At 62.7% G+C, this 26,540-nt stretch carries 27 protein-coding genes; 13 read left to right on the top strand and 14 right to left on the bottom strand.

Going from position 1 to position 26,540, the window contains the following annotated elements; genetic code table 11:
- Positions 1 to 130: 130 nt before the first annotated feature.
- Positions 131 to 457, top strand: coding sequence for a DUF883 family protein (locus BBG20_RS10345; RefSeq protein WP_003233664.1), 327 nt, complete (start codon positions 131 to 133; stop codon positions 455 to 457).
- Here the strand turns inward: BBG20_RS10345 and BBG20_RS10340 are convergent.
- The gene (locus BBG20_RS10340; RefSeq protein ID WP_065902746.1) at positions 454 to 1,350 is read right to left on the bottom strand and encodes a LysR family transcriptional regulator; all 897 of its coding nucleotides are present in this window, start codon (positions 1,348 to 1,350) and stop codon (positions 454 to 456) included. The genes BBG20_RS10345 and BBG20_RS10340 overlap by 4 nt on opposite strands.
- Positions 1,351 to 1,460: 110 nt before the next feature.
- Between BBG20_RS10340 and trpB the strand changes: the two genes are divergently transcribed.
- The 3 genes from trpB (at position 1,461) to BBG20_RS10325 (ending at position 4,092) form a co-directional block, all read left to right on the top strand.
- Positions 1,461 to 2,702, top strand: a complete 1,242-nt coding sequence (trpB, locus tag BBG20_RS10335; RefSeq protein ID WP_065902745.1) for a tryptophan synthase subunit beta — start codon at positions 1,461 to 1,463, stop codon at positions 2,700 to 2,702.
- Positions 2,703 to 3,512, top strand: a complete 810-nt coding sequence (gene trpA / locus BBG20_RS10330; RefSeq protein WP_065902743.1) for a tryptophan synthase subunit alpha — start codon at positions 2,703 to 2,705, stop codon at positions 3,510 to 3,512. It abuts the gene before it with no gap.
- A gap of 139 nt (positions 3,513 to 3,651) precedes the next feature.
- Positions 3,652 to 4,092 carry an anti-virulence regulator CigR family protein gene (locus tag BBG20_RS10325; protein ID WP_065902741.1) on the top strand — a complete coding sequence of 147 codons (441 nt, stop codon included), beginning with the start codon at positions 3,652 to 3,654 and terminating at the stop codon, positions 4,090 to 4,092.
- 380 nt (positions 4,093 to 4,472) lie between these two features.
- On the opposite strand, the gene BBG20_RS10320 is transcribed toward BBG20_RS10325, so the two are convergent.
- From BBG20_RS10320 to BBG20_RS10295, 6 genes are all read right to left on the bottom strand, one after another.
- Entirely contained in the window at positions 4,473 to 5,783 is a 1,311-nt protein-coding gene (locus tag BBG20_RS10320; RefSeq protein ID WP_065902739.1) for an MFS transporter, read from the bottom strand.
- 159 nt (positions 5,784 to 5,942) lie between these two features.
- Entirely contained in the window at positions 5,943 to 7,091 is a 1,149-nt protein-coding gene (gene dgoD, locus BBG20_RS10315) for a galactonate dehydratase (RefSeq protein ID WP_065902737.1), read from the bottom strand.
- 48 nt (positions 7,092 to 7,139) lie between these two features.
- Positions 7,140 to 7,760: a 2-dehydro-3-deoxy-6-phosphogalactonate aldolase gene (locus BBG20_RS10310; protein ID WP_065902734.1), complete on the bottom strand. Its 621-nt coding sequence runs from the start codon at positions 7,758 to 7,760 to the stop codon at positions 7,140 to 7,142.
- A 1-nt stretch (position 7,761) separates the two neighbouring features.
- Entirely contained in the window at positions 7,762 to 8,727 is a 966-nt protein-coding gene (locus tag BBG20_RS10305; protein WP_065902732.1) for a 2-dehydro-3-deoxygalactonokinase, read from the bottom strand.
- A 176-nt stretch (positions 8,728 to 8,903) separates the two neighbouring features.
- Complete coding sequence (locus BBG20_RS10300; RefSeq protein WP_065902730.1) at positions 8,904 to 9,230, bottom strand: DOPA 4,5-dioxygenase family protein; 327 nt, start codon at positions 9,228 to 9,230, stop codon at positions 8,904 to 8,906.
- Between the two features lie 31 nt (positions 9,231 to 9,261).
- A complete protein-coding gene (locus BBG20_RS10295) occupies positions 9,262 to 10,212 on the bottom strand; it encodes a choline sulfate utilization transcriptional regulator (RefSeq protein ID WP_065902729.1) in 951 nt (316 codons plus the stop codon).
- 103 nt (positions 10,213 to 10,315) lie between these two features.
- On the opposite strand from BBG20_RS10295, the gene betC reads away from it, so the two are divergent.
- The 3 genes from betC to BBG20_RS10280 all read left to right on the top strand — a co-directional run bounded on the left by betC (position 10,316) and on the right by BBG20_RS10280 (position 14,463).
- Positions 10,316 to 11,830, top strand: a complete 1,515-nt coding sequence (betC, locus tag BBG20_RS10290; protein WP_065902728.1) for a choline-sulfatase — start codon at positions 10,316 to 10,318, stop codon at positions 11,828 to 11,830.
- 16 nt (positions 11,831 to 11,846) lie between these two features.
- A complete protein-coding gene (gene choX / locus BBG20_RS10285; RefSeq protein WP_065902727.1) occupies positions 11,847 to 12,761 on the top strand; it encodes a choline ABC transporter substrate-binding protein in 915 nt (304 codons plus the stop codon).
- Between the two features lie 133 nt (positions 12,762 to 12,894).
- Positions 12,895 to 14,463, top strand: a complete 1,569-nt coding sequence (locus BBG20_RS10280) for a SulP family inorganic anion transporter (RefSeq protein WP_065902726.1) — start codon at positions 12,895 to 12,897, stop codon at positions 14,461 to 14,463.
- 113 nt (positions 14,464 to 14,576) lie between these two features.
- Here BBG20_RS10280 and aroE read toward each other — a convergent pair whose 3' ends face one another.
- Positions 14,577 to 15,395, bottom strand: coding sequence for a shikimate dehydrogenase (gene aroE, locus BBG20_RS10275; protein ID WP_065902725.1), 819 nt, complete (start codon positions 15,393 to 15,395; stop codon positions 14,577 to 14,579).
- Positions 15,395 to 16,327, bottom strand: a complete 933-nt coding sequence (gene hemF / locus BBG20_RS10270) for an oxygen-dependent coproporphyrinogen oxidase (protein ID WP_065902724.1) — start codon at positions 16,325 to 16,327, stop codon at positions 15,395 to 15,397. Before hemF ends, aroE begins: the two co-directional genes overlap by 1 nt.
- Positions 16,328 to 16,487: 160 nt before the next feature.
- On the opposite strand from hemF, the gene BBG20_RS10265 reads away from it, so the two are divergent.
- Positions 16,488 to 17,465, top strand: a complete 978-nt coding sequence (locus BBG20_RS10265; protein WP_065902722.1) for an NADPH:quinone reductase — start codon at positions 16,488 to 16,490, stop codon at positions 17,463 to 17,465.
- A gap of 67 nt (positions 17,466 to 17,532) precedes the next feature.
- On the opposite strand, the gene BBG20_RS10260 is transcribed toward BBG20_RS10265, so the two are convergent.
- The 3 genes from BBG20_RS10260 to BBG20_RS10250 all read right to left on the bottom strand — a co-directional run bounded on the left by BBG20_RS10260 (position 17,533) and on the right by BBG20_RS10250 (position 20,079).
- Positions 17,533 to 18,090: an L-threonylcarbamoyladenylate synthase gene (locus BBG20_RS10260; protein WP_065902720.1), complete on the bottom strand. Its 558-nt coding sequence runs from the start codon at positions 18,088 to 18,090 to the stop codon at positions 17,533 to 17,535.
- Between the two features lie 54 nt (positions 18,091 to 18,144).
- The gene (gene dprA, locus BBG20_RS10255) at positions 18,145 to 19,239 is read right to left on the bottom strand and encodes a DNA-processing protein DprA (RefSeq protein WP_065902719.1); all 1,095 of its coding nucleotides are present in this window, start codon (positions 19,237 to 19,239) and stop codon (positions 18,145 to 18,147) included.
- A gap of 63 nt (positions 19,240 to 19,302) precedes the next feature.
- A complete protein-coding gene (locus tag BBG20_RS10250; protein ID WP_065902718.1) occupies positions 19,303 to 20,079 on the bottom strand; it encodes a peptidoglycan-binding protein in 777 nt (258 codons plus the stop codon).
- 135 nt (positions 20,080 to 20,214) lie between these two features.
- Between BBG20_RS10250 and def the strand changes: the two genes are divergently transcribed.
- The 5 genes from def to BBG20_RS10225 all read left to right on the top strand — a co-directional run bounded on the left by def (position 20,215) and on the right by BBG20_RS10225 (position 24,895).
- A complete protein-coding gene (gene def / locus BBG20_RS10245; RefSeq protein WP_053127413.1) occupies positions 20,215 to 20,721 on the top strand; it encodes a peptide deformylase in 507 nt (168 codons plus the stop codon).
- A gap of 69 nt (positions 20,722 to 20,790) precedes the next feature.
- Positions 20,791 to 21,744, top strand: a complete 954-nt coding sequence (gene fmt, locus BBG20_RS10240) for a methionyl-tRNA formyltransferase (RefSeq protein ID WP_065902717.1) — start codon at positions 20,791 to 20,793, stop codon at positions 21,742 to 21,744.
- The gene (rsmB, locus tag BBG20_RS10235) at positions 21,741 to 23,051 is read left to right on the top strand and encodes a 16S rRNA (cytosine(967)-C(5))-methyltransferase RsmB (protein ID WP_065902715.1); all 1,311 of its coding nucleotides are present in this window, start codon (positions 21,741 to 21,743) and stop codon (positions 23,049 to 23,051) included. The genes fmt and rsmB overlap by 4 nt, the downstream gene beginning before the upstream one ends.
- A 22-nt stretch (positions 23,052 to 23,073) precedes the next feature.
- On the top strand, positions 23,074 to 24,447 hold the full coding sequence (gene trkA, locus BBG20_RS10230; protein ID WP_065902713.1) for a Trk system potassium transporter TrkA: 1,374 nt from the start codon (positions 23,074 to 23,076) through the stop codon (positions 24,445 to 24,447).
- 136 nt (positions 24,448 to 24,583) lie between these two features.
- Complete coding sequence (locus tag BBG20_RS10225; protein ID WP_065902712.1) at positions 24,584 to 24,895, top strand: tetratricopeptide repeat protein; 312 nt, start codon at positions 24,584 to 24,586, stop codon at positions 24,893 to 24,895.
- 129 nt (positions 24,896 to 25,024) lie between these two features.
- Here BBG20_RS10225 and BBG20_RS10220 read toward each other — a convergent pair whose 3' ends face one another.
- Positions 25,025 to 25,912, bottom strand: coding sequence for a lysophospholipid acyltransferase (locus BBG20_RS10220; RefSeq protein ID WP_065902711.1), 888 nt, complete (start codon positions 25,910 to 25,912; stop codon positions 25,025 to 25,027).
- Positions 25,913 to 25,952: 40 nt separating this feature from the next.
- Positions 25,953 to 26,510 (bottom strand): DNA-3-methyladenine glycosylase I, encoded by a 558-nt coding sequence (locus tag BBG20_RS10215; protein WP_065902709.1) that lies wholly within the window; start codon positions 26,508 to 26,510, stop codon positions 25,953 to 25,955.
- Between the last annotated feature and the right edge of the window lie 30 nt (positions 26,511 to 26,540).

Raw genomic sequence — 26,540 nt, 5'->3', positions numbered from 1 at the left:
GAGCGTAGCAGTCAATGTTCGTACTGCTTCTGGCGACCGTTCCTACCTGAAAGTTCAGATTTACTGCACTTTCTGAAACGGGCGCAGTCGGTATCTACACCTGCCACTCAATCATTTCAGGAGAGTCCACATGGCCAACACTTCTTTACGCAAAGCGTCGCTGGAAAGCATGGAAGCCGAGATTTCGAGCCTGCTCAAGTCGCTTGAGAGCCTCAAGGACGATGCGTCTGATGAGTCGCGCAAAACGCTGAAGGCCCTGAAAAGCAATGCCGAGAATGCCCTCAAGCACTCCCGCCACCTGATCAGCGACGCGTACGAAGAAAGCAAAGTCAAACTCCGCGAAACCGGTGTTGCGACCCGGGACTACGCACAAGAGCACCCATGGACTACCGCCGGCGTCGCCGTTGGCGCACTGGGCCTGCTGGCGGCTTACCTGCTGTGCAAACGCGGCGACTAAACGTCCTGGTGCGCCAGCTCAGCCTTGAGCCACTGCGCCAGTTGCCCGGCGCGCCCATCTGCGGCGCGCTTGGGTAGCCACAACGCCAGGTGCGCCGGGGTTTCACTGAAGCCCCACGGCGCCACCAGGCGACCCGCGCGCAGATCCTCTGCCACCAGCGGTTCCGGCGCAATCGCGACCCCAAGACCTGCCACCGCCGCCTCCAGCAAATAATACAAATGCTCGAACCCCTGGCCGTGTTTCAACGTGCCGGGCGCGATGCCGTGTTGCTGCGCCCAACTGGGCCAGGCCTGCGGGCGGGAAGTGGTGTGCAACAAGGCTTCTGCGCACAGCGCTTGCGGCGGCGCCTGGCGCAAGCGCTCGTAACCGGAAAAACGCGGGCTCATCACCGGGCCGATACGCTCGCTGGCCAGTTCATACACTTGCATGTCCGCCGGCCATGGCGGCTCGGCAAACACCAGCAAAGCGTCCAGGCCAGGGCGCCTGGGGTCGAGGTCGCCGTCACCCGCCGACAGGTGCAGGCGCAAGTCCGGCAAGTCGGCATTCAAACGACCCAGGCGCGGAATCAACCAGCGCGCCAGCAAACTGCCCGAGCAGCCCAGCACGAAGGGTGCGTCGGCGCTGGCCTGGGTGAGTTCGGCGCAGACATCTCTCAGACGCTCGAACGCTTCAGCGCTGGCATCACGCAGCCGGGCGCCGGCATCTGTGAGTTTAAGGCCGCGCCCATCCTTGGCGAACAGGCTGACACCCAGGTGCTCTTCCAGCACCTTCAACTGGCGGCTGACGGCACCATGGGTCACATGCAATTGCTCGGCCGCCTGGCTGACACTGTTGAGCCGGGCGGTGGCTTCGAACGCACGCAAGGCATTCAGGGGCGGAAGGTCTCGACTCATCTGTGAGTTTTCCTGACAGGTTAATGCGATCTTATCGGTTTTCAGTGCAGGATGTGAGGGGTAGAGTGGCCGTCATTGCTGGTTACCCAAATTCCTACCTGGAGCGTCCCATGACTCAGTCCCAGACCGATCTGCGCAACGGCCCTGACGCCAACGGCCTGTTTGGCGCGTTCGGCGGCCGCTACGTCGCCGAAACCCTGATGCCGTTGATCCTCGACCTGGCCCGCGAATACGAAGCGGCCAAGATCGATCCGGCGTTCAACGAGGAATTGGCCTACTTCCAGCGCGACTACGTCGGCCGCCCGAGCCCACTGTACTTCGCCGAACGCCTGACCGAGTTCTGCGGCGGCGCCAAGATCTACCTCAAGCGCGAAGAGCTGAACCACACCGGCGCGCACAAGATCAACAACTGCATCGGCCAGATCCTGCTGGCGCGGCGCATGGGCAAGAAACGCATCATCGCTGAAACCGGCGCGGGCATGCACGGCGTGGCCACTGCCACCGTTGCCGCACGGTTTGGCCTGCAGTGCGTGATCTACATGGGCACCACCGACATCGAACGCCAGCAGGCCAACGTGTTCCGCATGAAGCTGCTGGGCGCTGAAGTGATTCCAGTCGTCGCCGGCACCGGCGCCCTGAAGGACGCAATGAACGAAGCCCTGCGCGACTGGGTCACCAATGTCGACAGCACCTTCTACCTGATCGGCACCGTGGCCGGCCCGCACCCGTACCCCGCCATGGTGCGCGACTTCCAGGCCGTCATCGGCAAGGAAACCCGCACCCAGCTGCAAGCCCAGGAAGGCCGCCTGCCGGACAGCCTGGTCGCGTGCATCGGCGGTGGTTCCAACGCCATGGGCCTGTTCCACCCGTTCCTGGATGACACCAGCGTCGAGATCATCGGCGTTGAAGCCGCCGGCCACGGCATCGAGACCGGCAAGCACGCCGCCAGCCTCAACGGCGGCGTACCCGGCGTACTGCACGGCAACCGCACCTTCCTGCTGCAGGACGACGACGGCCAGATCATCGACGCCCACTCGATTTCCGCTGGCCTGGACTACCCCGGCATCGGCCCGGAACACGCCTGGTTGCATGATATCGGCCGCGTCCAGTACACCTCGGTGACCGACGACGAAGCCCTCGACGCGTTCCACAAATGCTGCCGCCTGGAAGGGATTATTCCTGCACTGGAAAGCGCCCACGCCCTGGCTGAAGTGTTCAAGCGCGCTCCGACCTTGCCCAAGGATCACCTGATGGTGGTGAACCTGTCCGGCCGTGGCGACAAAGACATGCAAACCGTGATGCACCACATGGAACAGGCTTCACAAGAGCCATCTCAGCAGGAGAAACACTAAATGAGCCGCCTGCAAACACGTTTTGCGCAACTGAAAGAACAAAACCGCGCGGCCCTGGTGACCTTCGTTACCGCTGGCGACCCGAGTTATGACACCTCGCTGGCGATCCTCAAGGGCTTGCCGGCAGCCGGCGCCGATGTGATCGAGTTGGGCATGCCCTTCACCGATCCGATGGCGGACGGCCCGGCCATCCAACTGGCCAACATCCGCGCACTGACCGCCAAGCAGAACCTGGCGAAAACCCTGCAGATGGTCCGTGAGTTCCGCAAGGACAACACCGAGACGCCGCTGGTGCTGATGGGTTACTTCAACCCGATCCACAAATATGGTGTGCCGCAGTTCATCGCCGATGCCAAGCAAGCCGGTGTAGACGGCCTGATCGTGGTTGACATGCCGCCCGAGCATAACGGCGAGCTGTGCGACCCGGCCCAGGCTGCGGGTATCGACTTTATCCGCCTGACCACGCCGACCACCGATGATGTGCGCCTGCCTACCGTGCTCAACGGCAGCTCCGGGTTTGTGTACTACGTGTCGGTGGCCGGTGTGACCGGCGCCGGCGCGGCGACCCTCGAGCATGTCGAGGAAGCCGTAACCCGCCTGCGCCGGCATACCGACCTGCCGATCAGCATCGGTTTTGGTATCCGCACGCCGGAACAAGCCGCTGCCATCGCGCGCCTGGCAGACGGTGTCGTGGTGGGGTCGGCCTTGATCGATCACATTGCGAATGCCAAAACTGATCAGCAAGCGATTGATGGCGTCTTGGGCCTCTGCGCGGCACTGTCGGAAGGTGTCCGCAACGCCCGTAAGTAAGCGGCTCGTAAGCGGTAGGTAAAGTTCCTGATACAGAGGAATCATACCGTCGATTCAGTACCTAAACTGACAAGACCAAGGGATTTCGAACCTCGTTCGAGGTCCCTTTTTTGTTCGTGCAGTACTGAGGAAACACCCCATGAAAATGCCTAAACGCTTGATAGCTGGTCTCGGCGTGCTGATGCTCGGCGCAAGTGCCCTGGCGCAGGCCGCGCCTTACGACCAAGGCGGCCCAGACCGTGGCGGCCCGCAAGGCCAGCACGAGCAACATGGCGACGACCATCGCGGCCCCCAGGACAACCGTCGCGGCGGCCCGCCCCAGGACTTTGGCCCGGTGCGGCAGATCATCCACGACAACCATGGTCAGTTCGCGCGCGGCGCACCGCCGCCGCCGAATGTGCGCCTGGTACGCGGCCAACCACTGCCCCGTGGCTACTACGGCGAACGCCTGGACAACCGAGCGCTGGCGCGCCTGCCGGTGTACCCAGGCTACGAATGGCGCCGCTCCGGCCCGGACGTGGTGTTGATTGCGGTGGGTACCGGCATCGTCTACGAGATCCTCGACGGCGTCCTCAACTGAAACCGAGGGGCAGGGTGAGCTTGCAAGGCAAGCAGGCTGTCTGTCTGTGGCAAGCCTGCCTCCTGTGACAAGCAGGCTCCCTATGACAAGCCCGCATCCTGTGCAAGAAGACTCCCTGTGACAAGCCCGCTTCCTTTGGCAAACCCGCATCCTGTGGTGAGCGGGCTTGCCCCGCGTTGGGCTGCGCAGCAGCCCCAATAGAGAAGCTACTGCGGTATTTCAGGAATAACGCGTCGACAGATTTTGGGGGTGCTTCGCACCCCAACGCGGGGCAAGCCCGCTCGCCACAGGATGCGGGCTTGCCACAGGGAGCCTGTCTGCTACAAAGGCTCACCTGGTAGAGAAGCCCCCATCAGCGACAAACGCCCATCCGCCACAGGCTATTCATTCAGTTCAATTCGCTCGACCTTACCCACCAACAGCACGTAGGAAAGCGCACCGAGCAACGCCAGCACCGCGATGTAGGTGATCGCCGGCGCAAACGAATCGCCGCTGGCCAAAAAGCCAATCACGATCGGCGTGGCAATCGCCGACAGGTTGCCGATGAAATTGAATACCCCTCCCGTCAGCCCGAGCAGACGCGCAGGCGCCAGGGTCGAGACCAGCGACCAGGTGATCGACGCCAGGCCATTGCCGAAAAACGCCAGCGCCAGGAACGCAATCACCCAAGCCGTCGAGTCCACGTAGTTGGCGCCGATGATCGCCGTGGAAATCAGCAATCCACCGATGATCGGCAATTTGCGTGCGAAACCCACCGACGCCCCCCGGCGAATCAGCCAGTCGGAAAATATCCCCGAGCAAAGCACCCCAACAAACGCCGCCAGAAACGGCAGCGACGCCAGCAGGCCGGACTTGATGAAGTCCATGCCGCGATATTTCACCAAGTACGTCGGAAACCACGTCAGGAAGAACCACAGCGTCGAGTTCAGGCAGAACTGCCCGAGGTAGATGCCCCAGAGCTTGCGCTTGCTCAGCACGATGCCCAGGTCGACCCAACTGAACGGCGCCTTGGTGGCTTGCGCCTGCATGTCCACCAGCCCGCCACCTTCGCGGATCAGGTCGATTTCAGCGGCGTTGGCGCCTTTGAAATCCTTCGGCTCGCGGTACACCGCGTACCAGATCACGGCCCACAGGATACCGACGCCACCGGTGGCGACAAACACCATGTGCCAGCCGAACGCGTGCTGCAGCCACGCCAGCACCGGCGTGAGAAAGGCCAGCCCGACAAACTGCCCGGAGGTATAGACGCCAATCGCAGTGGCGCGCTCGCGTTCGGGAAACCAGGTGGTGACCACACGGCTGTTGATCGGGTAGGCCGGCGCCTCCAGGGCGCCGACGGCCATGCGCAGCACAAACAGCGCGATGAAACTGGCGGCAAACCCGAGCATTACGGTGGCGATCGACCACAGCAGCAGGGCAGCGGTGTAGAGAATGCGGGGCGGCACGCGGTCGACCAGCCAGCCGCCAGGGATCTGCATGGCGGCATAGGTCCAGCCGAATGCGGAAAAGATCAGCCCGACGTGCACCGGGTCGATCCCCAGTTCACTGGTCAGGGCCGGGGCGGCAATCGACAGGTTGCTGCGGTCGAGGTAGTTGATCACCACGGTGATAAACAGCAGCACCATGATGAAGAAGCGCTTTCGGGTAGGCGTGACTAAAGATGCCTGCCCGGTGAAGGATTCAGGGTGCATGGGGGTTGCCTCTTGTTATGTTTATTGAGGACGGGTCGACGCGGTCAATGTGGGAGCTGGCTTGCCTGCGATGGCGGTGCGACCGCTGACTCATCTGGCACAGGCAGACCGCTATCGCAGGCCAGCTCCCACATTCGAACAGGTCCCTTCAGGTCAATATCACCACTCGGCAAAACTGCCGTCGGCATGCCGCCAGATCGGGTTGCGCCAGCGATGGCCGATGGCCGCGCGTTCTATCACATATTCCTCGTTGATCTCGATGCCCAGGCCAGGCCCATTGGGGATCTTCACGAAGCCCTGGTCATAGTCGAACACGCCCGGGTCGCGCACGTAGTCGAGCAGGTCGTTGCTCTCGTTGTAGTGGATGCCCAGGCTTTGCTCCTGGATAAACGCGTTGTAGCAAACCGCATCCAGTTGCAGGCAGGCCGCCAAGGCAATCGGGCCCAACGGGCAGTGCAGGGCCAGGGCCACGTCGTAGGCTTCGGCCATGTTGGCGATCTTGCGGGTTTCGGTGATGCCGCCGGCATGGGAAGCATCCGGCTGAATGATGTCGACGTAGCCTTCGCTGAGCACGCGCTTGAAGTCCCAACGCGAAAACAGGCGCTCGCCCAAGGCAATGGGCGTGCTGGTCAACGGTGCCAGCTCCTTGAGGGCTTCATAGTTTTCACTGAGCACCGGCTCTTCGATAAACATCAGTTTGTACGGGTCCAGCTCTTTCATCAGCACCTTGGCCATGGGCTTGTGCACCCGGCCATGGAAGTCGACGCCGATGCCGACGTTAGGGCCGACTGCATCGCGCACGGCCGCGACGTTGGCCAGGGCCAGGTCGACTTTCTCGAAGCTGTCGACGAACTGCAATTCTTCGGTGCCATTCATTTTCACCGCAGTAAAACCACGGGCCACGGCCTCTTCGGCAGCGCGCGCGGTGTCGGCGGGGCGGTCGCCGCCGATCCACGAATACACGCGGATCTTGTCACGCACCTGGCCACCGAGCAGGTCGCTGACCGACACACCGAGGGCCTTGCCCTTGATGTCCCACAGTGCCTGGTCGATGCCGGCGAGGGCGCTCATGTGCACGGCGCCGCCTCGGTAGAAGCCACCACGATAGAGCACGGTCCAGATGTCTTCGATATTGCGTGGGTCTTTGCCGATCAGGTAGTCGGACAGTTCCTCGACCGCAGCAGCCACGGTGTGGGCGCGGCCTTCGACCACGGGTTCACCCCAGCCAGTGACGCCCTGGTCGGTCTCGACCTTGAGGAAGCACCAGCGCGGCGGGACGATGAAGGTCGTCAGTTTGGTGATTTTCATCTGTTATCTCTCTTATAGATGCGGCGCCTGCAGGCGCGGAACTTGATATCAGCTCAGGGCTTTCCAGGCGGCGACATAAGCCTGGGCGCGGCTCGCTACCTGATCCACTGTCATACCCGGTTTGAACAATCCCGACCCCAACCCGAAGCCCTTGGCGCCGGCGTCGATGAACACCTGCATGTTGTCCGGGGTGATACCGCCCACCGGCAGCAGCAACGTGCCTGCCGGCAGTACCGCCAGCCACGCCTTGATCACCGAAGGGCCCATTTGCTCGGCCGGGAACAGCTTCAACACGTCGGCACCTTCGGCCAAGGCGGCGAAGGCCTCGGTAGGCGTGGCCACGCCGGGCGACAGGTACAAGCCGGCGGTTTTCGCCGCACGCAACACCTTGGCATCGCTGTGGGGCATGACGATCACCTGGCCACCGGCGGCTTGCACCTGCTCGACCTGCTCGGGCGTCAACACCGTGCCGGCACCGATCAGGCAATCGGCGGGCAGGCTGTCGCGCAAGGTGCGGATGCTGGTGTACGGGTCGGGCGAGTTCAGCGGGACTTCGATCACCCGAAAGCCCGCCTGGTACAGCACTTGGCCGATGGCTTGGGCTTCGTCCGGTCGTACCCCGCGCAAAATCGCGATCAAACCGTTTTGTGCGAGTGCTTGCTTGAGCATGTCAGGCCTCCGTTGCAGGTTGAGTGAGCCCGGCCGCCACGGCCAATTGCCACAGGCCACGCTCGGTCGCTTCCTGCGCCAGGCTGACGTGGGCGAAACCGCACAAGGCGAGGGCGCGTTGGTAGCGGGCGCAGAGGGCGCCAGCACCGACCAGGATGATCGGCGTTTGCTTGGCGTGGCCAGGCAAGCCGGCGAGTTCATGGCCGATCAGCAGGCCAGACAAGTAATCGGGTTGTTGCTCCGGGGCGAGTTCGGCGGTGAGGCCCAGGGCGCGTGCGCTGAACAGCGTCGACAGCACGCCACGCTGGCCGTCCCTGGAGAGCGCCACCTGCACGCCGCGATCAAACGCGTCGGCCTGAAATTGCTCGGCGACCTTTTGCGTACGCCCGAGAATGCTGTGCTTGCTCAGTACCGCGAACAGCTCGCCGGTCATGAAGGTGTCGAAGTGAGTGATGCAGCCGTCGACCACCTCGACCCATTTGGAATGACTGCCGGGCAGGCCGATCAAGACTTCAGCGGTGCTCGGCAGGCTTTGCAGCACGCCCAGCACCTGGGTTTCTTCGCCGCGCATCACGTTGGGCAAGCCGACCTGCTCGATCACACCCGGCACGATGTGCACCGCCACGCCGCGCAGGCTGCGCACGGTGTGCAAGGCCTTGCCGAGGCTCGCGACGTCCACGGGGGTATTGCGATAAACCGCTTCGCTCCAGCCCTGGGCGCTGCCGACCATGCCGCAGGCGATCACCGGCAAGCCTGGCTCGGCGTCGAGCCAGTCGCCGCACGCCGCATCGAACGCCAACTCGAAGCCATCGCTGCAGCGCACGCCGGCAATATCCCGGGGCTCGCTGGGCAAGTGCATGATGCCGGACGCCAGCGCGCGCTGTTCCAGCACCACACCCGCCGGGCCGAGTTTGTAAGCACGAAGGGAGCTGGTCCCCCAATCGAGCGCGATCAATTGCGCCTGCATCGCTTCACCTGAGTTCTGAGCGGATGCAGCGAATATAAACCCAGGCGTACGCAAGTCTCAATATATAAATACACATCCCATATATAGGGAGATCGCGTGCAAAGGAACCGGCCTGGCGGCGATAGCGCTCTTGAGGCGCCATCGCAGGCAAGGCGGATCCTGCATCAGGGCGCAGGTCAGAAAATAGACAGGTCCAATTCGCGCATCGCCCCCATCCAGATCGCGTAGTCGGTGTGATCTTTCAGGTCATCGCCGGTATCGGGGTGCAGGAACACCACCAGGCCATTGCGGTTGAGCGCCAGCCACGGCAACACCACGCCGATGTATTCGGCGTCGAACGCCAGTTGGCAACTCCAGTCCGGGTGCGGGCCGACGGGCCGTTCATGCACGCGGCCCATGCGCAGCGGAAACAGCCTGGCACCGTCCTCGCACAAGGCCCGCGCCTGGTCGATGGTGCTGGCGTCAAAGTAGATGTGGGCGTGGTAGCCCTTGATACGTTGCATGTCGGACTCCGAATCCACTGTGCGCCAAATCCTAGACCGCAATCGATGGCAGGGCCAGCCCGGTCAGCGACTGCGCGCTGCTGGCCTGCTCCGCCACCAGCCAGTCGACAAAACGCTCGACCAGTTGCCCACGCCGCTTGCGCTGGGGTTGCACCACGTAATAGCCGAAGCGCGAGATCACGGTGTCGCCGATTGGCCGGCACAGCCAGTTCTGTTCCAGCAGGTTATCCACCAGGTGGCGCCAGCCGATGGCCACGCCCTGGCCGGCGATCGCCGCCTGGATCAGCAGGGTGTAGTTGTCGAAGCGCAGTTGGCCCGGGGTGGGCGCGGTGCTGATGCCCAGCTCGCGGAACACACCACTCCAGTCGAACCATTGGCTGTTGTTTTCCTGGCGCAGGTGCAGCAAGGGGAAATCCTGCAAATTCTGAACGGTCAGCGGCACGGCCTGGTCCTTGAGCCACTGCGGGCTGCAGACCGGGAATACTTCCTCGTTGAACAGCCACAGGCTGTCGCCCTGTTTGAACCGGCCATCACCGAAGAGCACAGCGACGTCGATATCGCTGCGCAGGGTCGCGTGGTTGCGCTCGCTGGTCACCAGGCTCACGTCGACCTGAGGGTTGGCCTGGTGGAAGCGATGCAGGCGCGGCATCAGCCAATAGGCGGCGAAGGCGAAGTCGGTGGCCACTTGCAGCACTTCATGCTGGTCTTGCTGGGTAATCGCGCTGAGGCCGTGATTAATGCTTTGCAGGCCGCCTTGCACATGCTCGAACAGCAGGGCACCGGCGTCGGTCAGCTCGATGCCACGGTAGATGCGATCGAACAGGCGGATCGCCAGCTGTTCTTCCAGGCGCTTGATCTGCTGGCTGATCGCGGGCTGGGTGGTGCCCAGCTCCATAGCGGCAGCGGTGAAGCTGCGGTGGCGCGCGGCGACTTCGAAGGCGCGCAACAGGTCGAGGGACAGGTCACCGAGGGCTTCATACATAAGCTGTGCTTATCCTAGACATTGCTTTTCATGGGCTTTACCCCATTTTCCATGGGCTGCATGCTCATTCGCATAAACACCGCCTATGGAATGCCGAAGACCCATGAAGCGCAAGAACATTCTTTTCATCATGGCCGATCAAATGGCCGCGCCGCTGCTTCCGTTCTACGGACCTTCCCCGATCAAGTTGCCCAACCTGAGCCGCCTCGCCGCGCAGGGTGTGGTGTTCGACGCCGCTTATTGCAACAGCCCGCTGTGCGCGCCGTCGCGATTTACCCTGGTCAGCGGCCAGTTGCCGAGCAAGATCGGCGCCTACGACAACGCAGCAGATTTTCCCGCCGATGTCCCGACTTATGCCCACTACCTGCGTCGTCTCGGTTATCGCACGGCGCTGTCGGGCAAGATGCATTTCTGTGGCCCCGATCAGTTGCATGGCTATGAAGAACGCCTGACCAGCGATATCTACCCGGCCGACTACGGTTGGGCAGTCAATTGGGATGAGCCGGACGTGCGCCCCAGCTGGTACCACAACATGTCCTCGGTGCTGCAAGCCGGCCCTTGTGTGCGCACCAACCAGCTGGATTTCGACGAAGAGGTGGTGTTCAAGGCCCAGCAATACCTGTTCGACCATATCCGCGAAGACGGCGACCAGCCGTTCTGCCTGACCGTGTCGATGACCCACCCCCACGACCCGTACACCATTCCCAAGCCGTTCTGGGACCTGTACGACGATGCCGACATCCCTTTGCCTGCAACACCCGCGCAAGGCGACCTCGACCCGCATTCGCAACGCCTGCTCAAGGTCTACGACCTGTGGGACAAGCCGCTGCCGCTGGCCAAGATCCGCGATGCCCGCCGCGCCTACTTCGGCGCGTGCAGCTATATCGACAGCAATGTCGGCAAGCTCCTGCAAACCCTGGAAGACACCGGCCTGGCCGATAACACGATCATCATCTTCTCCGGCGACCATGGCGACATGCTTGGCGAGCGCGGCCTCTGGTACAAAATGCACTGGTTTGAAATGGCTGCGCGCGTGCCGCTGCTGGTCAGTGCGCCGGGGCAGTTTGCCGCGGGCCGCGTGACCCACGCCGTTTCCACTGCCGACCTGTTGCCGACCCTGGTGGAGCTGGCCGGCGGCGAGCTGGACCCACGCCTGCCGCTGGATGGCCGCTCCCTGCTCCCACACTTGCTGGGGCAGGGCGGGCATGACGAAGTGTTCGGCGAATACATGGCCGAAGGCACCATCAGCCCGCTGATGATGATCCGCCGTGGCGCCTACAAGTTCATCTACAGTGAGGACGATCCTTGCCTGTTGTTTGATGTACATAACGACCCGCACGAGCGGGAGGACCTCAGCCAGGCACCGGAACACCGGCCACGGTTCGAGGCGTTTTTGCGTGAAGCGCGGGCCAAATGGGACATCCCGGCGATCCACCAGCAGGTGCTCGCCAGCCAACGCCGTCGTCGCCTGGTGTTTGAGGCGCTGACCCAAGGCAAGCTGAAGAGCTGGGATCACCAGCCACTGGTCGACGCCAGTCAGCAATACATGCGCAACCATATCGACCTCGACGACCTGGAGCGCAAGGCACGTTATCCACAACCCTGCCAAAACCAATAAATACAGAGGGAAGGCCATGCAAAAATTGACTGTGGTGCTGGGCATGCTGGCGTTGAGCTGCGCCAACGTGTACGCCGACACCGGTTGTGAGACGGTGAAGATGGCCGATCCAGGCTGGAGCGACATTGCCGCGACCAATGCCATCACCGGTTTCCTGTTGAGCGGCATGGGCTACAAGGCCAAGGTCGATACCCTGGCGGTGCCGATCACCTTTGGCGGGCTCAAGGATGGCCAGGTGGATGTGTTCCTGGGCAACTGGATGCCGGCGCAACAGGGCTTCTACGACAAGTTCGTGGCCAATGGCGATGTGGTGCAACTGGCGAAAAACCTCGACGGCACCGAGTTCACCCTCGCCGTACCGGACTATGTGTGGGACGCCGGGGTACATGACTTCGCCGACCTGAACAAATTTGCCGACAAGTTCGACAAGAAGATCTACGGCATCGGCTCCGGCGCGCCGGCGAATATCTCGCTGCAGGAGATCATCAAGAAAAATGACTTCGACCTTGGCCAGTGGAAGCTGGTGGAATCCAGCGAACAGGCGATGCTTGCCGAGGTGTCGCGGGCAGTGAAGAAACAGAAGTTCGTGACCTTCCTCGGCTGGACGCCGCACCCGATGAACGTGCAGCTGAAAATGCATTACCTCAAGGGTGGCGAAAAGTACTTCGGTGACACCGGCAGCGTGTACACCTTGACCCGCAAGGGTTATGCACAAGCCTGCCCGAATGTCGGAAAACTGCTGACCAACCTGAGTTTCACCCAGGACATGGAGAACGCGATCATGGCGCAGGTGGCCAACAATAAGGTCAGCAATGCCGATGCGGCGAAGGCGTGGATCAAGGCGAACCCGGCGGTCTTGGACAAGTGGCTGGACGGTGTGAAGACCGTGGATGGTCAGGATGCGCTGGCCGCCGTAAAAGCCAAACTCTGAAGGCAACACCACCCCCTGTAGGAGCCGGCTTGCCGGCGAAGCACTCGAAAACGCCGCGTTTTTTCAGACAACCCGCGTTATCGTTACTCACCTTCGCTGGCCCGCCAGCTCCTACAGTATTTCGAGCAGCCCGATGCCCCGGCCCACCCGCCAATCACTCTTCCCCTTCCTCGCCTGGCTCCCGCGCCAGACCCGCGCCAGTGTCGGCCGCGACGCGATGGTCGGCCTCAGCGGTGCCGTGCTCGCCTTGCCGCAGTCGATTGCCTACGCGCTGATTGCCGGGCTCCCACCCGAATACGGCCTGTACGCCGCCATCATCCCGGTGCTGATCGCCTGCCTCTGGGGCTCGTCCTGGCACCTGATCTGCGGCCCCACGGCGGCCATTTCCATCGTGCTCTACGCCAGCGTCAGCCCGTTGGCCGTGCCCGGATCACAGGACTACATCACCTTGATCCTGCTGCTGACCTTCCTCGCCGGGGTGTTCCAGTGGCTGCTGGGCATGCTGCGTTTCGGCGCGCTGGTGAATTTCGTCTCGCATTCGGTGGTGCTGGGTTTCACCCTCGGCGCCGCCGTGGTGATCGCCCTGGGGCAATTGCCTAATCTGCTCGGGCTGGATTTGCCCAGCCAGGCCACAGCGATCAACAGCCTTCTGGCGTTGATCGACCATGGCGGCGAGTGGGACCACGCTTCCTTGGGCCTCGGTTTAGGCACGTTGCTGGTGGGGGCGTTGCTCAAAGTGCTGGTGCCGCGCTGGCCGACACTGCTGATCGCGCTGGCCCTTGGCAGCCTGGCCGCCTGGGTATGGCCGGCGATGTTCGGGCATGTGGCGCTGGTCAGTTCGTTTATCGGCAAGCTGCCACCGTTCAGCCCGTTGCCGATGGACCTGGACATGATCCTGCGCCTGCTGCCCAGCGCCGTTGCGGTGGGCATGCTGGGGCTGGTGACCAGCCTGTCGATTGCCCGCTCGCTATCAGCGCGTTCTCAGCAATTGCTCGATGCGAACCAGGAAGTTCGCGCGCAGGGTTTATCCAATATTGTTGGCGGATTTTTCTCCGGCTATCTGTCAGCCGGTTCCTTCACCCGCTCCGGCCTCAGCTACGAGGCCGGTGCCTGCTCACCCTTGGCCGGGGTGTTTTCTGCCCTCTGGGTGGCGCTCTTCGCACTGTTTGGTGCGGCGCTGATCGCGCATATTCCGATCCCGAGCATGGCCGCCAGCATCTTGCTGATTTGCTGGGGCCTGGTTGACCAACGCGGCATTCGCGCATTGTTCCGGGTCAGCCGCGCCGAGTTTGTGGTGATGAGCCTGACCTGCGTCGCCACGTTGCTGCTGGAGCTGCAAACGGCGATTTACGCGGGGGTGCTGGCTTCGCTGTTTTTCTACCTCAAGCGCACGTCACAACCGAGGGTCCAGCAGTGGCGCGACGGTGATGAAGATGTGTTGCGCGTGGGCGGCTCGATCTTTTTCGGCGCCAGCCATTACCTGCAAGTGCGCCTGCAAAGCCTTTCGGGCGAGCGGGTGGTGATCGAGGCGCAGCAGATCAACTTTATCGACTATTCCGGCGTCGAGATGCTGCACCAGGAGGCGCGGCGGTTGCGGGGGTTGGGGCGTAGCCTGACATTGCGCCGGGCGCGACCGCAGGTGGTGGAAGAGTTGAAAAAGCTGGAAGGGGCGGATAAATGCCCCATCCATTTCGAAGACTGAACGCGGTTAAACCTGTGGGAGCTGGCTTGCCTGCGATTGCGGTGTATCAGTGCCAGGTGTGTGGCTGACCCACCGCTATCGCAGGCAAGCCAGCTCCCACATTTGGATTTGCGTCAGGCCAGCTGCCGTCGCAGTTCAGCTAAAACCGGTGCCGACTCCGGGCGCACACCGCGCCACAGGAAGAACGCTTCCGCGGCCTGTTCCACCAGCATGCCCAGGCCATCCATCGCCACGGCCGCACCTTGCTCGGTAGCCCAGCGACAGAACGCGGTCGGTTCCTTGGCGTACATCATGTCGTAGCAGAACGTCTTGCCCGGTTCGATCAGGCTGCCGGCAATCGGCGGTACATCGCCTGACAGGCTGGCGGACGTGGCGTTGATGATCACGTCCACCGGCTCACGCAGCCAATCGAAACCACTGGCGGAGACCGGGCCCAGATCGTCGAACAGCTCGGCGAGCAGTTCAGCTTTTTCCACCGTGCGGTTGGCGATGATCAGTGAGGCGGGCCGTTCGGCCAGCAACGGCTCCAGCGCGCCGCGCACCGCACCACCGGCACCCAGCAACAGAATGCGTTTGCCCTGCAGGCTTAACCCGGCGTTGACCGTCAGGTCGCGCACCAGGCCGGCGCCGTCGGTGTTATCGCCAAGCAAGGTGCCGTCGGCCAGTTTGCTCAGGGTGTTCACAGCACCGGCGCGTTGGGCGCGTTCAGTCAAGGTGTTGGCCAGGCGGTAGGCGTCTTCCTTGAACGGCACGGTGACGTTGGCACCACGGCCCTGCTGAAAAAACTCACGGGCGCAGGCGGTGAAATCCTCCAGCGGCGCCAGCAGGGTGCTGTAGTCCAGGTGCTCGCCGGTCTGCTCGGCGAACATCCGGTGAATCAGCGGCGACTTGCTGTGGCCGATAGGGTTGCCGAATACCACGTAACGATCCATCAGACGGCCGCCTTGGGCGCAGCCACGCCAAGCCAGTCGCGGTCTTGCAGGAAGTAGTCAGTGAGGCGTGCTTCTTCGCTGCCGGCTGCGGCTTTCCAGTCGTAGCTCCAGCGCACTTGCGGCGGCAGCGACATCAGGATCGACTCGGTACGCCCGCCCGACTGCAGTCCGAACAGTGTGCCGCGGTCGTAGACCAGGTTGAACTCAACGTAGCGGCCGCGGCGAAACTCCTGGAATTCGCGCTGCTGCTCGGTGTAGGCCATGGCTTTGCGGCGCTGCACGATGGGCAGGTAAGCGTCGATGTAGGCGTCGCCGATCGCGCGGATGAAGGCGAAGCAGGTATCGAAGTCCCACTCGTTCAGGTCATCGAAGAACAGCCCGCCGATACCCCGGGGCTCGTTGCGATGCTTGATGTGGAAGTAGCTGTCGCACCAGGCCTTATAACGCGAGTAGACCTCTGCACCGAACGGCGCACAGGCCTGCTCGGCCACACGGTGCCAGTGGATGCAGTCTTCTTCGTTGCCGTAGTAGGGCGTGAGGTCGAAACCGCCACCGAACCACCACACCGGCTCTTCGCCGTCTTTTTCGGCGATGAAAAAACGCACGTTGGCGTGGGAAGTCGGCACATGCGGGTTGTGCGGGTGGATCACCAGCGACACGCCCAGGGCTTCAAACCCGCGACCGGCCAGCTCGGGGCGATGCGCGCTGGCGGACGGTGGGAGGCCGCTACCGAACACGTGGGAAAAGTTAACGCCGCCTTTTTCGATCACCGACCCGTTTTCGATCACACGGGTGCGACCCCCGCCGCCGGCAGGCCGGGTCCAGGCGTCTTCGATGAAGCGAGTGTCCGTCTCGAAGGTTTCCAGGGCGCTGCAAATGCGGTCTTGCAGGTCAAGCAGGTAGGCCTTTACAGCCTCGGTGCGGGTAGTCATGGCATCACCTTGAATCGGGCAAAGCTACGCGAGGCCATTGGGCGTCGGCGGCAAATGGGCGCACAGGATACCACTGCACCCTGTGTCGCCGCAGTTGACGAAGGTCAAGCTTAGGAGTGGGATAGTGGGCTACGCGAAATAGACCTCAGGAGAAGTGCAGATGGCCAAACGTATCCAGTTCAGCGCCCATGGCGGCCCCGAAGTGCTTGAGTATGTGGACTACACGCCGGCAGAGCCGGGCCCGCAGCAGGTTCGCGTGCGTAACGAGGCCATCGGCCTGAACTTCATCGACACCTATTTTCGCAGTGGGCTCTACGCGCCGCCGGCCCTGCCATCGGGGCTCGGCGCGGAAGGCGCTGGCGTGGTCGATGCGGTCGGCAGTGAGGTCAGCCAGTTCAAGGTCGGCGACCGCGTAGCCTATGGCAGCGGCCCGCTGGGCGCCTACAGCGAATTGCACGTGCTGCCCGCCGCCAATCTGGTGCACCTGCCGGACGACATCAGCTTCGAACAAGCCGCCGGCGCCATGCTCAAGGGCCTGACCGTGCAGTACCTGCTGCGCCAGACCTATGAGCTCAAGGGTGGCGAGACCATCCTGTTCCACGCCGCTGCCGGTGGCGTGGGCTCCCTGGCCTGCCAATGGGCCAAGGCGCTGGGCGTCAAGCTGATCGGTACGGTCAGCTCGCCGGAAAAAGCCGCGCTGGCCAAATCCCTCGGTGCCTGGGAAACCATCGACTACAGCAAGGAAAACGTCGCACAGCGCGTCCTGGAATTGACCGACGGCAAAAAGGTCCCGGTGGTGTACGACGGCGTCGGCAAGGACACTTGGCTGACCTCTTTGGACAGCGTGGCACCACGCGGCCTGGTGGTGAGCTTCGGTAACGCGTCAGGCGCGGTGGACGGGGTGAACCTGGGGATTCTGGCAGCCAAGGGCTCGCTGTACGTGACCCGCCCGACCCTGGCGACCTACGCCAGCAACCCGAAAGACTTGCAGGCCATGGCTGACGACCTGTTTTCGATGATCAAGAGCGGCAAGGTGCGCATTGATATCAATCAGCGGTTTGCGCTGGCGGATGCGGCCAAGGCGCAGACGGAGCTGTCGGGGCGTCGCACCACCGGGTCGACCATTCTGCTGCCGTAAGGCTTGAGGGTGCCATCGCCAGCAAGCCGGCTAAAGCGGGCCTGCCGGCGATGGGCACGATGCGCCCTCAGGACGGCCGCACCACCTCACCGGTTGCCAGGTTTCGAATCAGGCTCGGGTTCTTGCGCCCACCCAGGGCGCCGCCCAATACCAGGTCCACCTGGCCGCGGAAGTACTGCTCCACGCGAATTCGCGTGCGCGCGGCAGGACGGCCTTGAGGATTGGCCGACGTCGAAATCAACGGCCCGACCAGCGAACACAGGTCCCGCACCAGTGGGTGGTCGGTGACGCGCAACGCGACGGTGTCGTGCATCCCGGTCACCCATTCCGGCAACAGATCCTGGTGGGGCACCAGCCAGGTGTTCGGCCCCGGCCAAGTGCTGGCCATGCGGTCGATCCAGTCCTGCGGGAAGTCTTCGAAGAGAAAATCGAACTGGCGAATGTTGTCCGCCACCAGGATCAGGCCCTTGTCTACCGAGCGGTTCTTGATCGCGAGCAGACGGTCGACTGCCTCTTCATTCCACGGATCGCAGCCCAAGCCCCACACCGCCTCGGTTGGGTAGGCGATCACCGCGCCTGCGCGAATTTCTCGTGCGGTTTCCAGCACACGCCACCTGTTGACCATTGCTCACTCTCCGGACTAAAGCTCTGCGCAGTTTACCGATCTTCGTTACAAAACCTAGCAGCGCGCAAGCCAGCGCCCGCTTTCGCAGATCACCTGGCCTTCCAGCTCCAGCTCCGTCAGGGTCGCCAAAACCTGGGACAGCGGGCGCCCGCTGGCAATCGCCAACCCCTCACTGGTGTGAGGCGCCGCGTGCAGCAGCGCCACCAGCGGATGCACCACCGGTATCGGCACCGGGCGAGACAACGCCTGCCAGCCGCGCAACCCTTCCAGAATGTGCTCGATGGTTTCCACCAGTACCGCGCCGTCGCGGATCAACTGGTGGCAGCCCTTGGCGCCGGGATGATGGATAGAGCCCGGAATCGCATACACCTCACGCCCCTGTTCAGCCGCCAGTTTCGCCGTAATCAACGAGCCGCTGGCGATGCTGGCTTCCACCACCAGCACGCCCAGGGACAGGCCGCTGATGATTCGGTTGCGCCGTGGAAAGTTGGCCGCATGGGGCGCGGCATCCAGCGCAAACTCGGAAACCACTGCGCTGCCATGGGCAATCATCGCTTCTGCCAGGCGTTTGTGGCGCTGTGGATAAAAATTTTCCAGCCCCGTGCCGAGCACGCCGATGGTCTGGCCGCCGACGTCCAATGCCGCTTGATGAGCCGCACCGTCGATGCCCAACGCCAGGCCACTGGTGATGACAAAACCGGCGCTTGCCAGGCTGCGGGAAAAGGCAGCGGCGGTGTCCATGCCTGGGCGTGATGCACGGCGACTGCCGACCATCGCCAACTGCGGTTTTTCCAGGATCCCGGGGTCGCCTGCGACGAATAAAAGCGGCGGCGCATCGTCGATCTGGGCAAGCAAGGCGGGGTAGTCCGGCTGGTCCCACATCAGCAAATGCTGGGCCGGGTGCTCAAGCCAGCCCAATGCCCGGCTGGCACCGTCGCGGATCTCGTGACTGCGCCGAGCCTCGGCGCTGATGGCTGGCAAACCCAGGGAACGCCAGGCACTGGCCGGCGCGCTGATCGCCTTTGAGGCCGAGCCGAATGCCTCGATCAATAAGCGAAAACGCTTCGGGCCCACCTCCGGCAGCCTGTGCAAGCGTAGTCGGGCTTCCAGTTCTGAAGGGGATATTTCACTGCTGTTTATCGGATACATCTGATCATCCTTGACCGGAACAAGCTGTGGATAACTCTGTTGGTAACTTATTTAGCAGGCTATTTATTGCGTTTGATCAGCACTCTCGAAACGATCCATTACGGCCAAGGGTCGGGAAGCACTGAGCACCAGGCCATAGCTGAGCTTTTCATAGGTGCGAAACACCAACAGCGTGCCGGCGCGTTCGTCCGGTAGCGTGACTGGTGCGCCAGTCAAGGTGTCGCGCACGGTCGCGCCGGCCTTGATCAATGTCAGCAGTTGGCCTTCGAACACACCGTCACGGCGGCCTTTGTTCAGGGTGACGGCATCCAGCACGCCGATCTGGGTCACGCCCCTGGGAATATCGATGATCTGTCCCGCAATGAACGGCGCCGACCGGGATGCGCCAAAGTTGGCCGGATCGATGGCAGGTTGGACGCGCAGCAAGCGATCGCCAGGCCGGACCTCCTGGGTGACCCGATGCACGGCGAGGGTGGTGAGATCACCTGCGGTTACAAATTGTGCGGTGCCGATGTCATCGGCGTTGATACCCAGCAGCTCCTGGGTGTGCGGATCGGTGTAAGCCTTGCCGCGTCGCACGATTGCATAACCCGGCTGGGCAGGATCCAGGTCGCCCCGGGCATGCACGTGCTCGTCATGGGCGCCCAATACCCGGCCGTTGCCGGCGGCGACAATGTAGGGCGCGGTGTCCAGGTCGGTGGGCGAATCAAGAATGCGGTTGTGCAATAAAAAGCGCTGGATGGCCTGATAGGCCGGCGGATCCAGGCGCTGGACGGGTGCAGGAAGCAGGGCCATGGCAAGCGGGGCCCACAGCAGCAAGACGAGTAGCGATTTCCTCATGGGGTGAATCTCCTTTATTATGTGCGTTCGCGTGAAATGCCATAGCCTTCGCGGCTTGCGAGCCTTTCACACCGGCTGTCTGGGTCCATCCCAACGCCGATTTGCCTCTACCTCACATGTGCAGCAATTACGCTTATGGCTATTTTGAACATCCTCGAATTCCCCGACTCGCGCCTGCGCACGATCGCCAAACCGGTGGCCGTAGTGGACGACAAGGTTCGTCAGTTGGTCGATGACATGTTTGAAACAATGTATGAAGCCCCGGGCATCGGCCTCGCCGCGACCCAGGTCAACGTGCATCAGCGCGTCGTGGTCATGGACCTGTCGGAAGACCGCAGCGAACCGAGGGTGTACATCAATCCCGAGTTCGAACCGCTGACCGACGAGATGGGCGAATACCAGGAAGGCTGCCTGTCGGTGCCGGAATTCTACGAGAACGTCGAACGCCCGCTGCGCGTGAAGATCAAGGCCCTGGACCGCGACGGCAAGCCGTTCGAGCTGATTGCCGAAGGCCTGCTGGCAGTCTGCATCCAGCACGAATGCGACCACCTCAACGGCAAGCTGTTTGTCGATTACCTGTCCACGCTCAAACGTGACCGGATCAAGAAGAAGCTGGAAAAAAAGCATCGCCAGCAAGCTTGATGCCCTTCTTCCAAAGGCTTGCTGCGGCAAGCCTTTTTCTTTTGTGACTGCTTTTAACCGAGACCTCCCATGACCGAGCCATTGCGCATTGTTTTTGCCGGCACCCCCGAATTCGCCGCCGAACACCTCAAGGCGCTGCTTGCCAGCCCTTATGACATCGTCGCGGTGTACACCCAGCCGGATCGCCCGGCCGGTCGCGGGCAAAAACTGATGCCGAGCCCGGTCAAGCAACTGGCGCTCGAGCACAACATTCCTGTGCTGCAACCGCCGACCCTGCGCAATGCCGAGGCCCAGGCCGAACTGGCCGCGCTGCAGCCGGATTTGCTGGTCGTGGTCGCTTATGGCCTGATCCTGCCGCAAGCGGTGCTGGATATCCCACGCCTGGGTTGCATCAACAGCCATGCGTCGCTGCTGCCGCGCTGGCGCGGTGCAGCGCCGATCCAACGCGCCGTGGAAGCCGGTGACCGTGAAAGCGGCGTCACCGTGATGCGCATGGAGGCTGGCCTGGACACCGGCCCGATGCTGCTCAAAGTCACCACCCCGATCACCGCCGAAGACACCGGCGGCAGCCTGCACGACCGCCTGGCCGAACTGGGCCCACCTGCCGTGATCCAGGCCATCGCCGGGCTCGCCGCCGGTACCCTGGAAGGCGAAGTGCAGGACGACAGCCTGGCCACCTACGCCCACAAGCTGAACAAGGACGAGGCGCGCATCGACTGGAACCGCCCGGCCGTGGAGCTGGAGCGCCTGGTGCGCGCGTTCAACCCGTGGCCGATCTGCCACAGCAGCCTCAATGGCGAAGCCCTGAAGGTATTGGCCGCCACCCTGGCCGACGGTAAAGGTGCTCCCGGTGAAATCATCGGCGCCAGCAAGGACGGCCTGTTGGTCGCCTGTGGTGAGCAGGCGCTGTGCCTGACCCGTCTGCAATTGCCCGGGGGCAAGGCGCTTAATTTCAGCGATTTGTTCAACAGCCGTCGTGAGAAATTTGCCCTGGGCACGCTTCTCGGGGTGGTCGCGCAATGAATCCGCGTCTGGCCGCCGCCAAGGCTCTCGCCGCCGTCCTCAACGGCAAGGCTTCGCTGAACAGTTCGTTGCCCACGCAGTTGGATAAGGTCGACGACCGCGACCGTGGCTTCACCCAGGACCTGGCCTTCGGCACTGCCCGCTGGCAGCCGCGCTTGTCGGCGCTGGCGGCCAAGCTGCTGCAAAAGCCCTTCAAGGCGGCGGATGCCGATGTCGAAGCGTTGCTGCTGGTGGGCCTCTACCAGTTGCTCTACACCCGCGTGCCGGCCCACGCGGCCATCGGCGAAACCGTCGGTTGCGCCGATAAACTGAAAAAGCCCTGGGCCAAGGCGCTGCTCAATGCCGTACTGCGCCGCGCCCAGCGTGAAAGCGAAGCGCTGCTGGCCGAGCTGGAGCATGACCCGGTGGTGCGCACCGCCCACCCGCGCTGGCTGCAAAAGTCCCTGAAGGCCTTCTGGCCCGAGCAATGGGAAGCCATTTGCGCGGCCAACAATGCACACCCGCCGATGATCCTGCGGGTCAACCGTCGCCATCACCATCGGGACAGCTACCTGCAACTGCTGGCGGACGCGGGCATTGGCGCTACTGCCTGCGTGTACAGCATCGACGGCATTGTTCTCGACGCCGCCACCGATGTGCGCAGCCTGCCGGGCTTTGCCGAAGGCTGGATCAGCGTGCAGGACGAAGCCGCGCAACTGGCCGCCGACCTGCTCGACCTGGCCCCCGGCCAGCGCGTGCTGGACGCCTGCTGCGCGCCTGGCGGTAAGACTTGTCACATTCTTGAGGTCGAAAAAGACCTCGCCGGTGTGGTCGCCGTCGACCTGGAAGCCAAGCGCCTGGTGCGCGTGCGGGAAAACCTCGCACGCCTGGGCCTGAGTGCCGAGCTGATCGCCGCCGACGGCCGCGACACCGCCACCTGGTGGGACGGCAAGCCGTTCCAGCGCATCCTGCTCGACGCCCCCTGTTCCGCCACCGGCGTGATCCGTCGCCACCCGGACATCAAGCTGACCCGCCAACCCGACGACATCGCCGCCCTGGCCGTGCTGCAAGGCGAGTTGCTCGACGCACTGTGGCCGACCCTTGAAGTCGGCGGCATCCTGCTCTACGCCACCTGCTCGACCTTGCCCACCGAAAACACCGAGGTGATCCAAGCCTTCCTCGCCCGCACCAGCGGTGCGCGTGAGCTCGATCTCGCCACGGCCGCCGGCATCAAGCAACCCCATGGTCGCCAATTGCTTGCACAGGAAGGCGGACACGACGGCTTCTATTACGCCAAACTGATCAAGATTGCCGCCGCACGCGGCTGAATGGGTTTAAGGGAGTGACCGGATGAAAATCATCATCCTTGGGGCAGGGCAGGTCGGTGGCACGCTGGCCGAGCATTTGGCCAGTGAAGCCAACGACATCACTGTGGTCGACACCGATGCCGAACGCCTGCGCAACCTTGGCGACCGCCTGGACATCCGCACCGTGCAGGGCCGCGCATCATTTCCGACGGTACTGCGCCAGGCCGGTGCCGACGACGCCGATATGCTGGTGGCGGTGACCAACAGCGACGAGACCAATATGGTCGCCTGCCAGGTCGCCCACACCCTGTTCCACACGCCGACCAAAATCGCCCGCGTGCGTGAGGCGGCTTACCTGACCCGTGCCGGGCTTTTCGACAACGACGCGATTCCAGTGGACGTGCTGATCAGCCCGGAACAGGTGGTGACCCACTACATCAAGCGCCTGATCGAAATTCCCGGGGCCTTGCAGGTGATCGACTTCGCCGAGGGCAAGGCCCAACTGGTGGCGGTGAAGGCCTACTACGGCGGTCCGTTGGTGGGCCAGCAATTGCGCCAGCTGCGTGAACACATGCCGAATGTGGAAACCCGCGTGGCGGCGATCTTCCGCCGCGACCGACCGATCCTGCCTCAGGGCGATACCGTGATCGAGGCCGACGACGAAGTATTTTTCATCGCTGCCAAAGCGAATATTCGTGCGGTCATGAGCGAAATGCGCCGGCTGGACGAGACCTACAAACGCATCGTCATCGCCGGTGGCGGACAGATTGGCGAGCGCCTGGCCGAAGCCATCGAGAGCCGCTATCAGGTCAAGATCATCGAGATGAATCCGGCACGCTGCCGGCACTTGTCCGACACCCTCGACAGCACCGTCGTCCTCCAAGGCAGCGCCTCGGACCGTGACCTGCTGATGGAGGAGAACATCGCCGACGCCGATATCTTCCTGGCACTGACCAACGATGACGAGGCCAACATCATGTCGTCCTTGCTGGCCAAGCGATTGGGCGCCAAGAAGGTGATGACCATCATCAACAACCCGGCCTATGTCGACCTGATCCAGGGCGGCGATATCGACATCGCCATCAGCCCGCAGCTGGCGACCATCGGCACCTTGCTTGCCCACGTGCGCCGGGGCGATATCGTCAGCGTGCACTCCCTGCGCCGTGGCGCGGCGGAAGCCATCGAGGCGATTGCCCACGGCGATGCGAAATCGAGCAAGGTGATCGGCAAGGCCATCCGCGATATCGGCCTGCCGCCGGGCACCACCATTGGTGCGATCATTCGCGACGAAGAAGTGATCATTGCCCACGACGACACGGTGATCGCCACGGGTGACCATGTGATCCTGTTCCTGGTGGACAAGAAACATATCCGTGATGTGGAGAAGTTGTTCCACGTGGGCCTGAGCTTTTTCTGATCAACACATTCAGCTGAGCCTGCCGCCCTCATCGCGGGCAAGCCCGCTCCCACAGGAGATCGCTTTCCTGCTATGGAAGCGGGTTTGTCCGCGATGGCGTTATTGAAAACCCGACCTAGCTAAAGGATGCACAGCCATGCTCGAATCCCTGGAAAAAATGCTCGCCAAGGGTGTGGATAACTCATTGCTACGCTTTGGCTTGGGCAAGGGGTATCTGGACTTGAAGGACAATGCCAAGGCGGCGGAGCATTTGCAGAAGTGCGTCGAATTTGATCCGAAGTATTCGGCGGCGTGGAAGCTGTTGGGCAAGGCCCATCAGGCCAACGGTGACAGTGCCGCAGCGCGGCTGGCGTGGGAGAAGGGGATCGAAGCGGCCCAGGCGCATGGCGACAAGCAGGCTGAGAAAGAGATGACGGTGTTCCTGAAGAAACTCGACCGCCAAGCCTGAAGAGATTCCTGTGGGAGCTGGCTTGCCTGCGATGCAGGCAACTCGGTCCTTCAGTTACACCGAGGTGATGCCATCGCAGGCAAGCCAGCTCCCACACTAGATCTGCAGGGGTCTACAGATCGACGTAAATCAATACCACCGCGCCTCGCCCGGCGGGCGTTTCTTGAAGCGCTTCATGCTCCACATGTACTGGCTCGGGTAGGCGCCGACATAACGCTCCACCACCTTGCTCATCGCCGCGCAGGAGGTGGCAGTGTCGGTGCTGTACATGTCTTCCGGCGCCGCTTCCAGGATCACTTTGTAACCCGAGCCGTCCGGCAGCCGCAGGGCATGCAGGAACACGCCGACGGCCTTGTGGCCCGCGAGCATGTTCGGCACGAACTTGCTGGTCAGGGCCTGGGTGGCGAAAAACGGTACGAAGATACCGGCCGACTCCGCCGGCTCCGGGTCGGCAGGGATGCCCACCTGGCCACCTTTGCGCACTTCCTTGATCACACTGAGGATGCCTTCCTTGGTGGAGGCCGCCACGCGGTTACCCAATTGCACGCGCTGTTTGCGCAGCAATTCGTCCACGGCCTTGAGCTTGGGCGGACGGTAAAAGATGATCGGTTTGCACTGGCTGCAATAGAAGTGGTTCAACACCTCCCAGTTGCCCAGGTGGCTGGTGATACCGACCACGCCCTTGCCCGAGGCCAGGGCTTCATGCAGCACTTCCAGGCCTTCGACTTCGCGCACCAGGTCAATGGAGCGCTGGGCCGGCCAGATCCAGGCGCAGGCGCTTTCGGTCAGCGACTTGCCGATGTCCATCAAGCTGCGACCGACCAGGCGTTCGCGCTCGACCGGGTCCATCTCGGGGAAGCATTTGGAGAGGTTGATCCGCACCGTGTCGCGAGAGCGATTGGGGGTCTTCCACATGATCCAGCCAATCGCCGTGCCGACCGCTTGAACCGCGCGCCAGGGCAATAGGGCAAACAACCGAAGAGCGCCTACCAGCAAGGCGCCTTTAAACTTTTCCACAGGTCACTCCTGATCGTGTGTGGTGCGCAAAGCCGCCATTCTAACCGGCGTTGGCCAAGTCCGCGTAACGGTCGCAATCCTGAGTGTGGTCCATGACCATGCCCGAGGCCTGCATGAACGCGTAACAGATGGTCGGGCCGACGAAGGTGAACCCGGCTTTTTTCAGGGCGCGGCTCATGGCCTCAGCCTCCGGCGTAATGGCCGGGACCTGGCTGCGGTCCTTGAAATGATTGACCTTGGGCACGCCGCCCACAAACGACCACAGAAACTCCACCGGGTCCTCCAGCGCCAGCCAGGCAGCGGCATTGCGTCGGGTGGCGTTGAGCTTGAGGCGATTGCGCACGATGCCCGGGTCGAGCATCAGCGCTTCGATTTCTGCATCGGTCAGCTGTGCCAGGCGCTGGGCATCAAAGCCGAACAAGACCTTTCGATAATGCTCGCGTTTGCGTAAAACGGTGATCCAGGACAGGCCCGCCTGGAACCCTTCGAGCAAAAGCAACTCGAACAAACCCTGCGCATCGCGCAGCGGCGTTCCCCACTCTTGATCGTGATAAGCCATGTACAGCGGATCTTCAGAACACCAAAAGCAGCGTGGCATAAGGCTCCAGGGAGTGGTGGCAGGGCCGAA

The organism is Pseudomonas aylmerensis (assembly GCF_001702265.1).
GTDB lineage: Bacteria > Pseudomonadota > Gammaproteobacteria > Pseudomonadales > Pseudomonadaceae > Aquipseudomonas > Aquipseudomonas aylmerensis.
This window is presented reverse-complemented; position numbering and strand designations above follow the sequence as displayed.

Coding starts and splice junctions, on each gene's coding strand:
- BBG20_RS10345 (WP_003233664.1), top strand. CDS start 131: ATGGCCAACACTTCTTTACGCAAAGCGTCGCTGGAAAGCATGGAAGCC.
- BBG20_RS10340 (WP_065902746.1), bottom strand. CDS start 1,350: ATGAGTCGAGACCTTCCGCCCCTGAATGCCTTGCGTGCGTTCGAAGCC.
- trpB (WP_065902745.1), top strand. CDS start 1,461: ATGACTCAGTCCCAGACCGATCTGCGCAACGGCCCTGACGCCAACGGC.
- trpA (WP_065902743.1), top strand. CDS start 2,703: ATGAGCCGCCTGCAAACACGTTTTGCGCAACTGAAAGAACAAAACCGC.
- BBG20_RS10325 (WP_065902741.1), top strand. CDS start 3,652: ATGAAAATGCCTAAACGCTTGATAGCTGGTCTCGGCGTGCTGATGCTC.
- BBG20_RS10320 (WP_065902739.1), bottom strand. CDS start 5,783: ATGCACCCTGAATCCTTCACCGGGCAGGCATCTTTAGTCACGCCTACC.
- dgoD (WP_065902737.1), bottom strand. CDS start 7,091: ATGAAAATCACCAAACTGACGACCTTCATCGTCCCGCCGCGCTGGTGC.
- BBG20_RS10310 (WP_065902734.1), bottom strand. CDS start 7,760: ATGCTCAAGCAAGCACTCGCACAAAACGGTTTGATCGCGATTTTGCGC.
- BBG20_RS10305 (WP_065902732.1), bottom strand. CDS start 8,727: ATGCAGGCGCAATTGATCGCGCTCGATTGGGGGACCAGCTCCCTTCGT.
- BBG20_RS10300 (WP_065902730.1), bottom strand. CDS start 9,230: ATGCAACGTATCAAGGGCTACCACGCCCACATCTACTTTGACGCCAGC.
- BBG20_RS10295 (WP_065902729.1), bottom strand. CDS start 10,212: ATGTATGAAGCCCTCGGTGACCTGTCCCTCGACCTGTTGCGCGCCTTC.
- betC (WP_065902728.1), top strand. CDS start 10,316: ATGAAGCGCAAGAACATTCTTTTCATCATGGCCGATCAAATGGCCGCG.
- choX (WP_065902727.1), top strand. CDS start 11,847: ATGCAAAAATTGACTGTGGTGCTGGGCATGCTGGCGTTGAGCTGCGCC.
- BBG20_RS10280 (WP_065902726.1), top strand. CDS start 12,895: ATGCCCCGGCCCACCCGCCAATCACTCTTCCCCTTCCTCGCCTGGCTC.
- aroE (WP_065902725.1), bottom strand. CDS start 15,395: ATGGATCGTTACGTGGTATTCGGCAACCCTATCGGCCACAGCAAGTCG.
- hemF (WP_065902724.1), bottom strand. CDS start 16,327: ATGACTACCCGCACCGAGGCTGTAAAGGCCTACCTGCTTGACCTGCAA.
- BBG20_RS10265 (WP_065902722.1), top strand. CDS start 16,488: ATGGCCAAACGTATCCAGTTCAGCGCCCATGGCGGCCCCGAAGTGCTT.
- BBG20_RS10260 (WP_065902720.1), bottom strand. CDS start 18,090: ATGGTCAACAGGTGGCGTGTGCTGGAAACCGCACGAGAAATTCGCGCA.
- dprA (WP_065902719.1), bottom strand. CDS start 19,239: ATGTATCCGATAAACAGCAGTGAAATATCCCCTTCAGAACTGGAAGCC.
- BBG20_RS10250 (WP_065902718.1), bottom strand. CDS start 20,079: ATGAGGAAATCGCTACTCGTCTTGCTGCTGTGGGCCCCGCTTGCCATG.
- def (WP_053127413.1), top strand. CDS start 20,215: ATGGCTATTTTGAACATCCTCGAATTCCCCGACTCGCGCCTGCGCACG.
- fmt (WP_065902717.1), top strand. CDS start 20,791: ATGACCGAGCCATTGCGCATTGTTTTTGCCGGCACCCCCGAATTCGCC.
- rsmB (WP_065902715.1), top strand. CDS start 21,741: ATGAATCCGCGTCTGGCCGCCGCCAAGGCTCTCGCCGCCGTCCTCAAC.
- trkA (WP_065902713.1), top strand. CDS start 23,074: ATGAAAATCATCATCCTTGGGGCAGGGCAGGTCGGTGGCACGCTGGCC.
- BBG20_RS10225 (WP_065902712.1), top strand. CDS start 24,584: ATGCTCGAATCCCTGGAAAAAATGCTCGCCAAGGGTGTGGATAACTCA.
- BBG20_RS10215 (WP_065902709.1), bottom strand. CDS start 26,510: ATGCCACGCTGCTTTTGGTGTTCTGAAGATCCGCTGTACATGGCTTAT.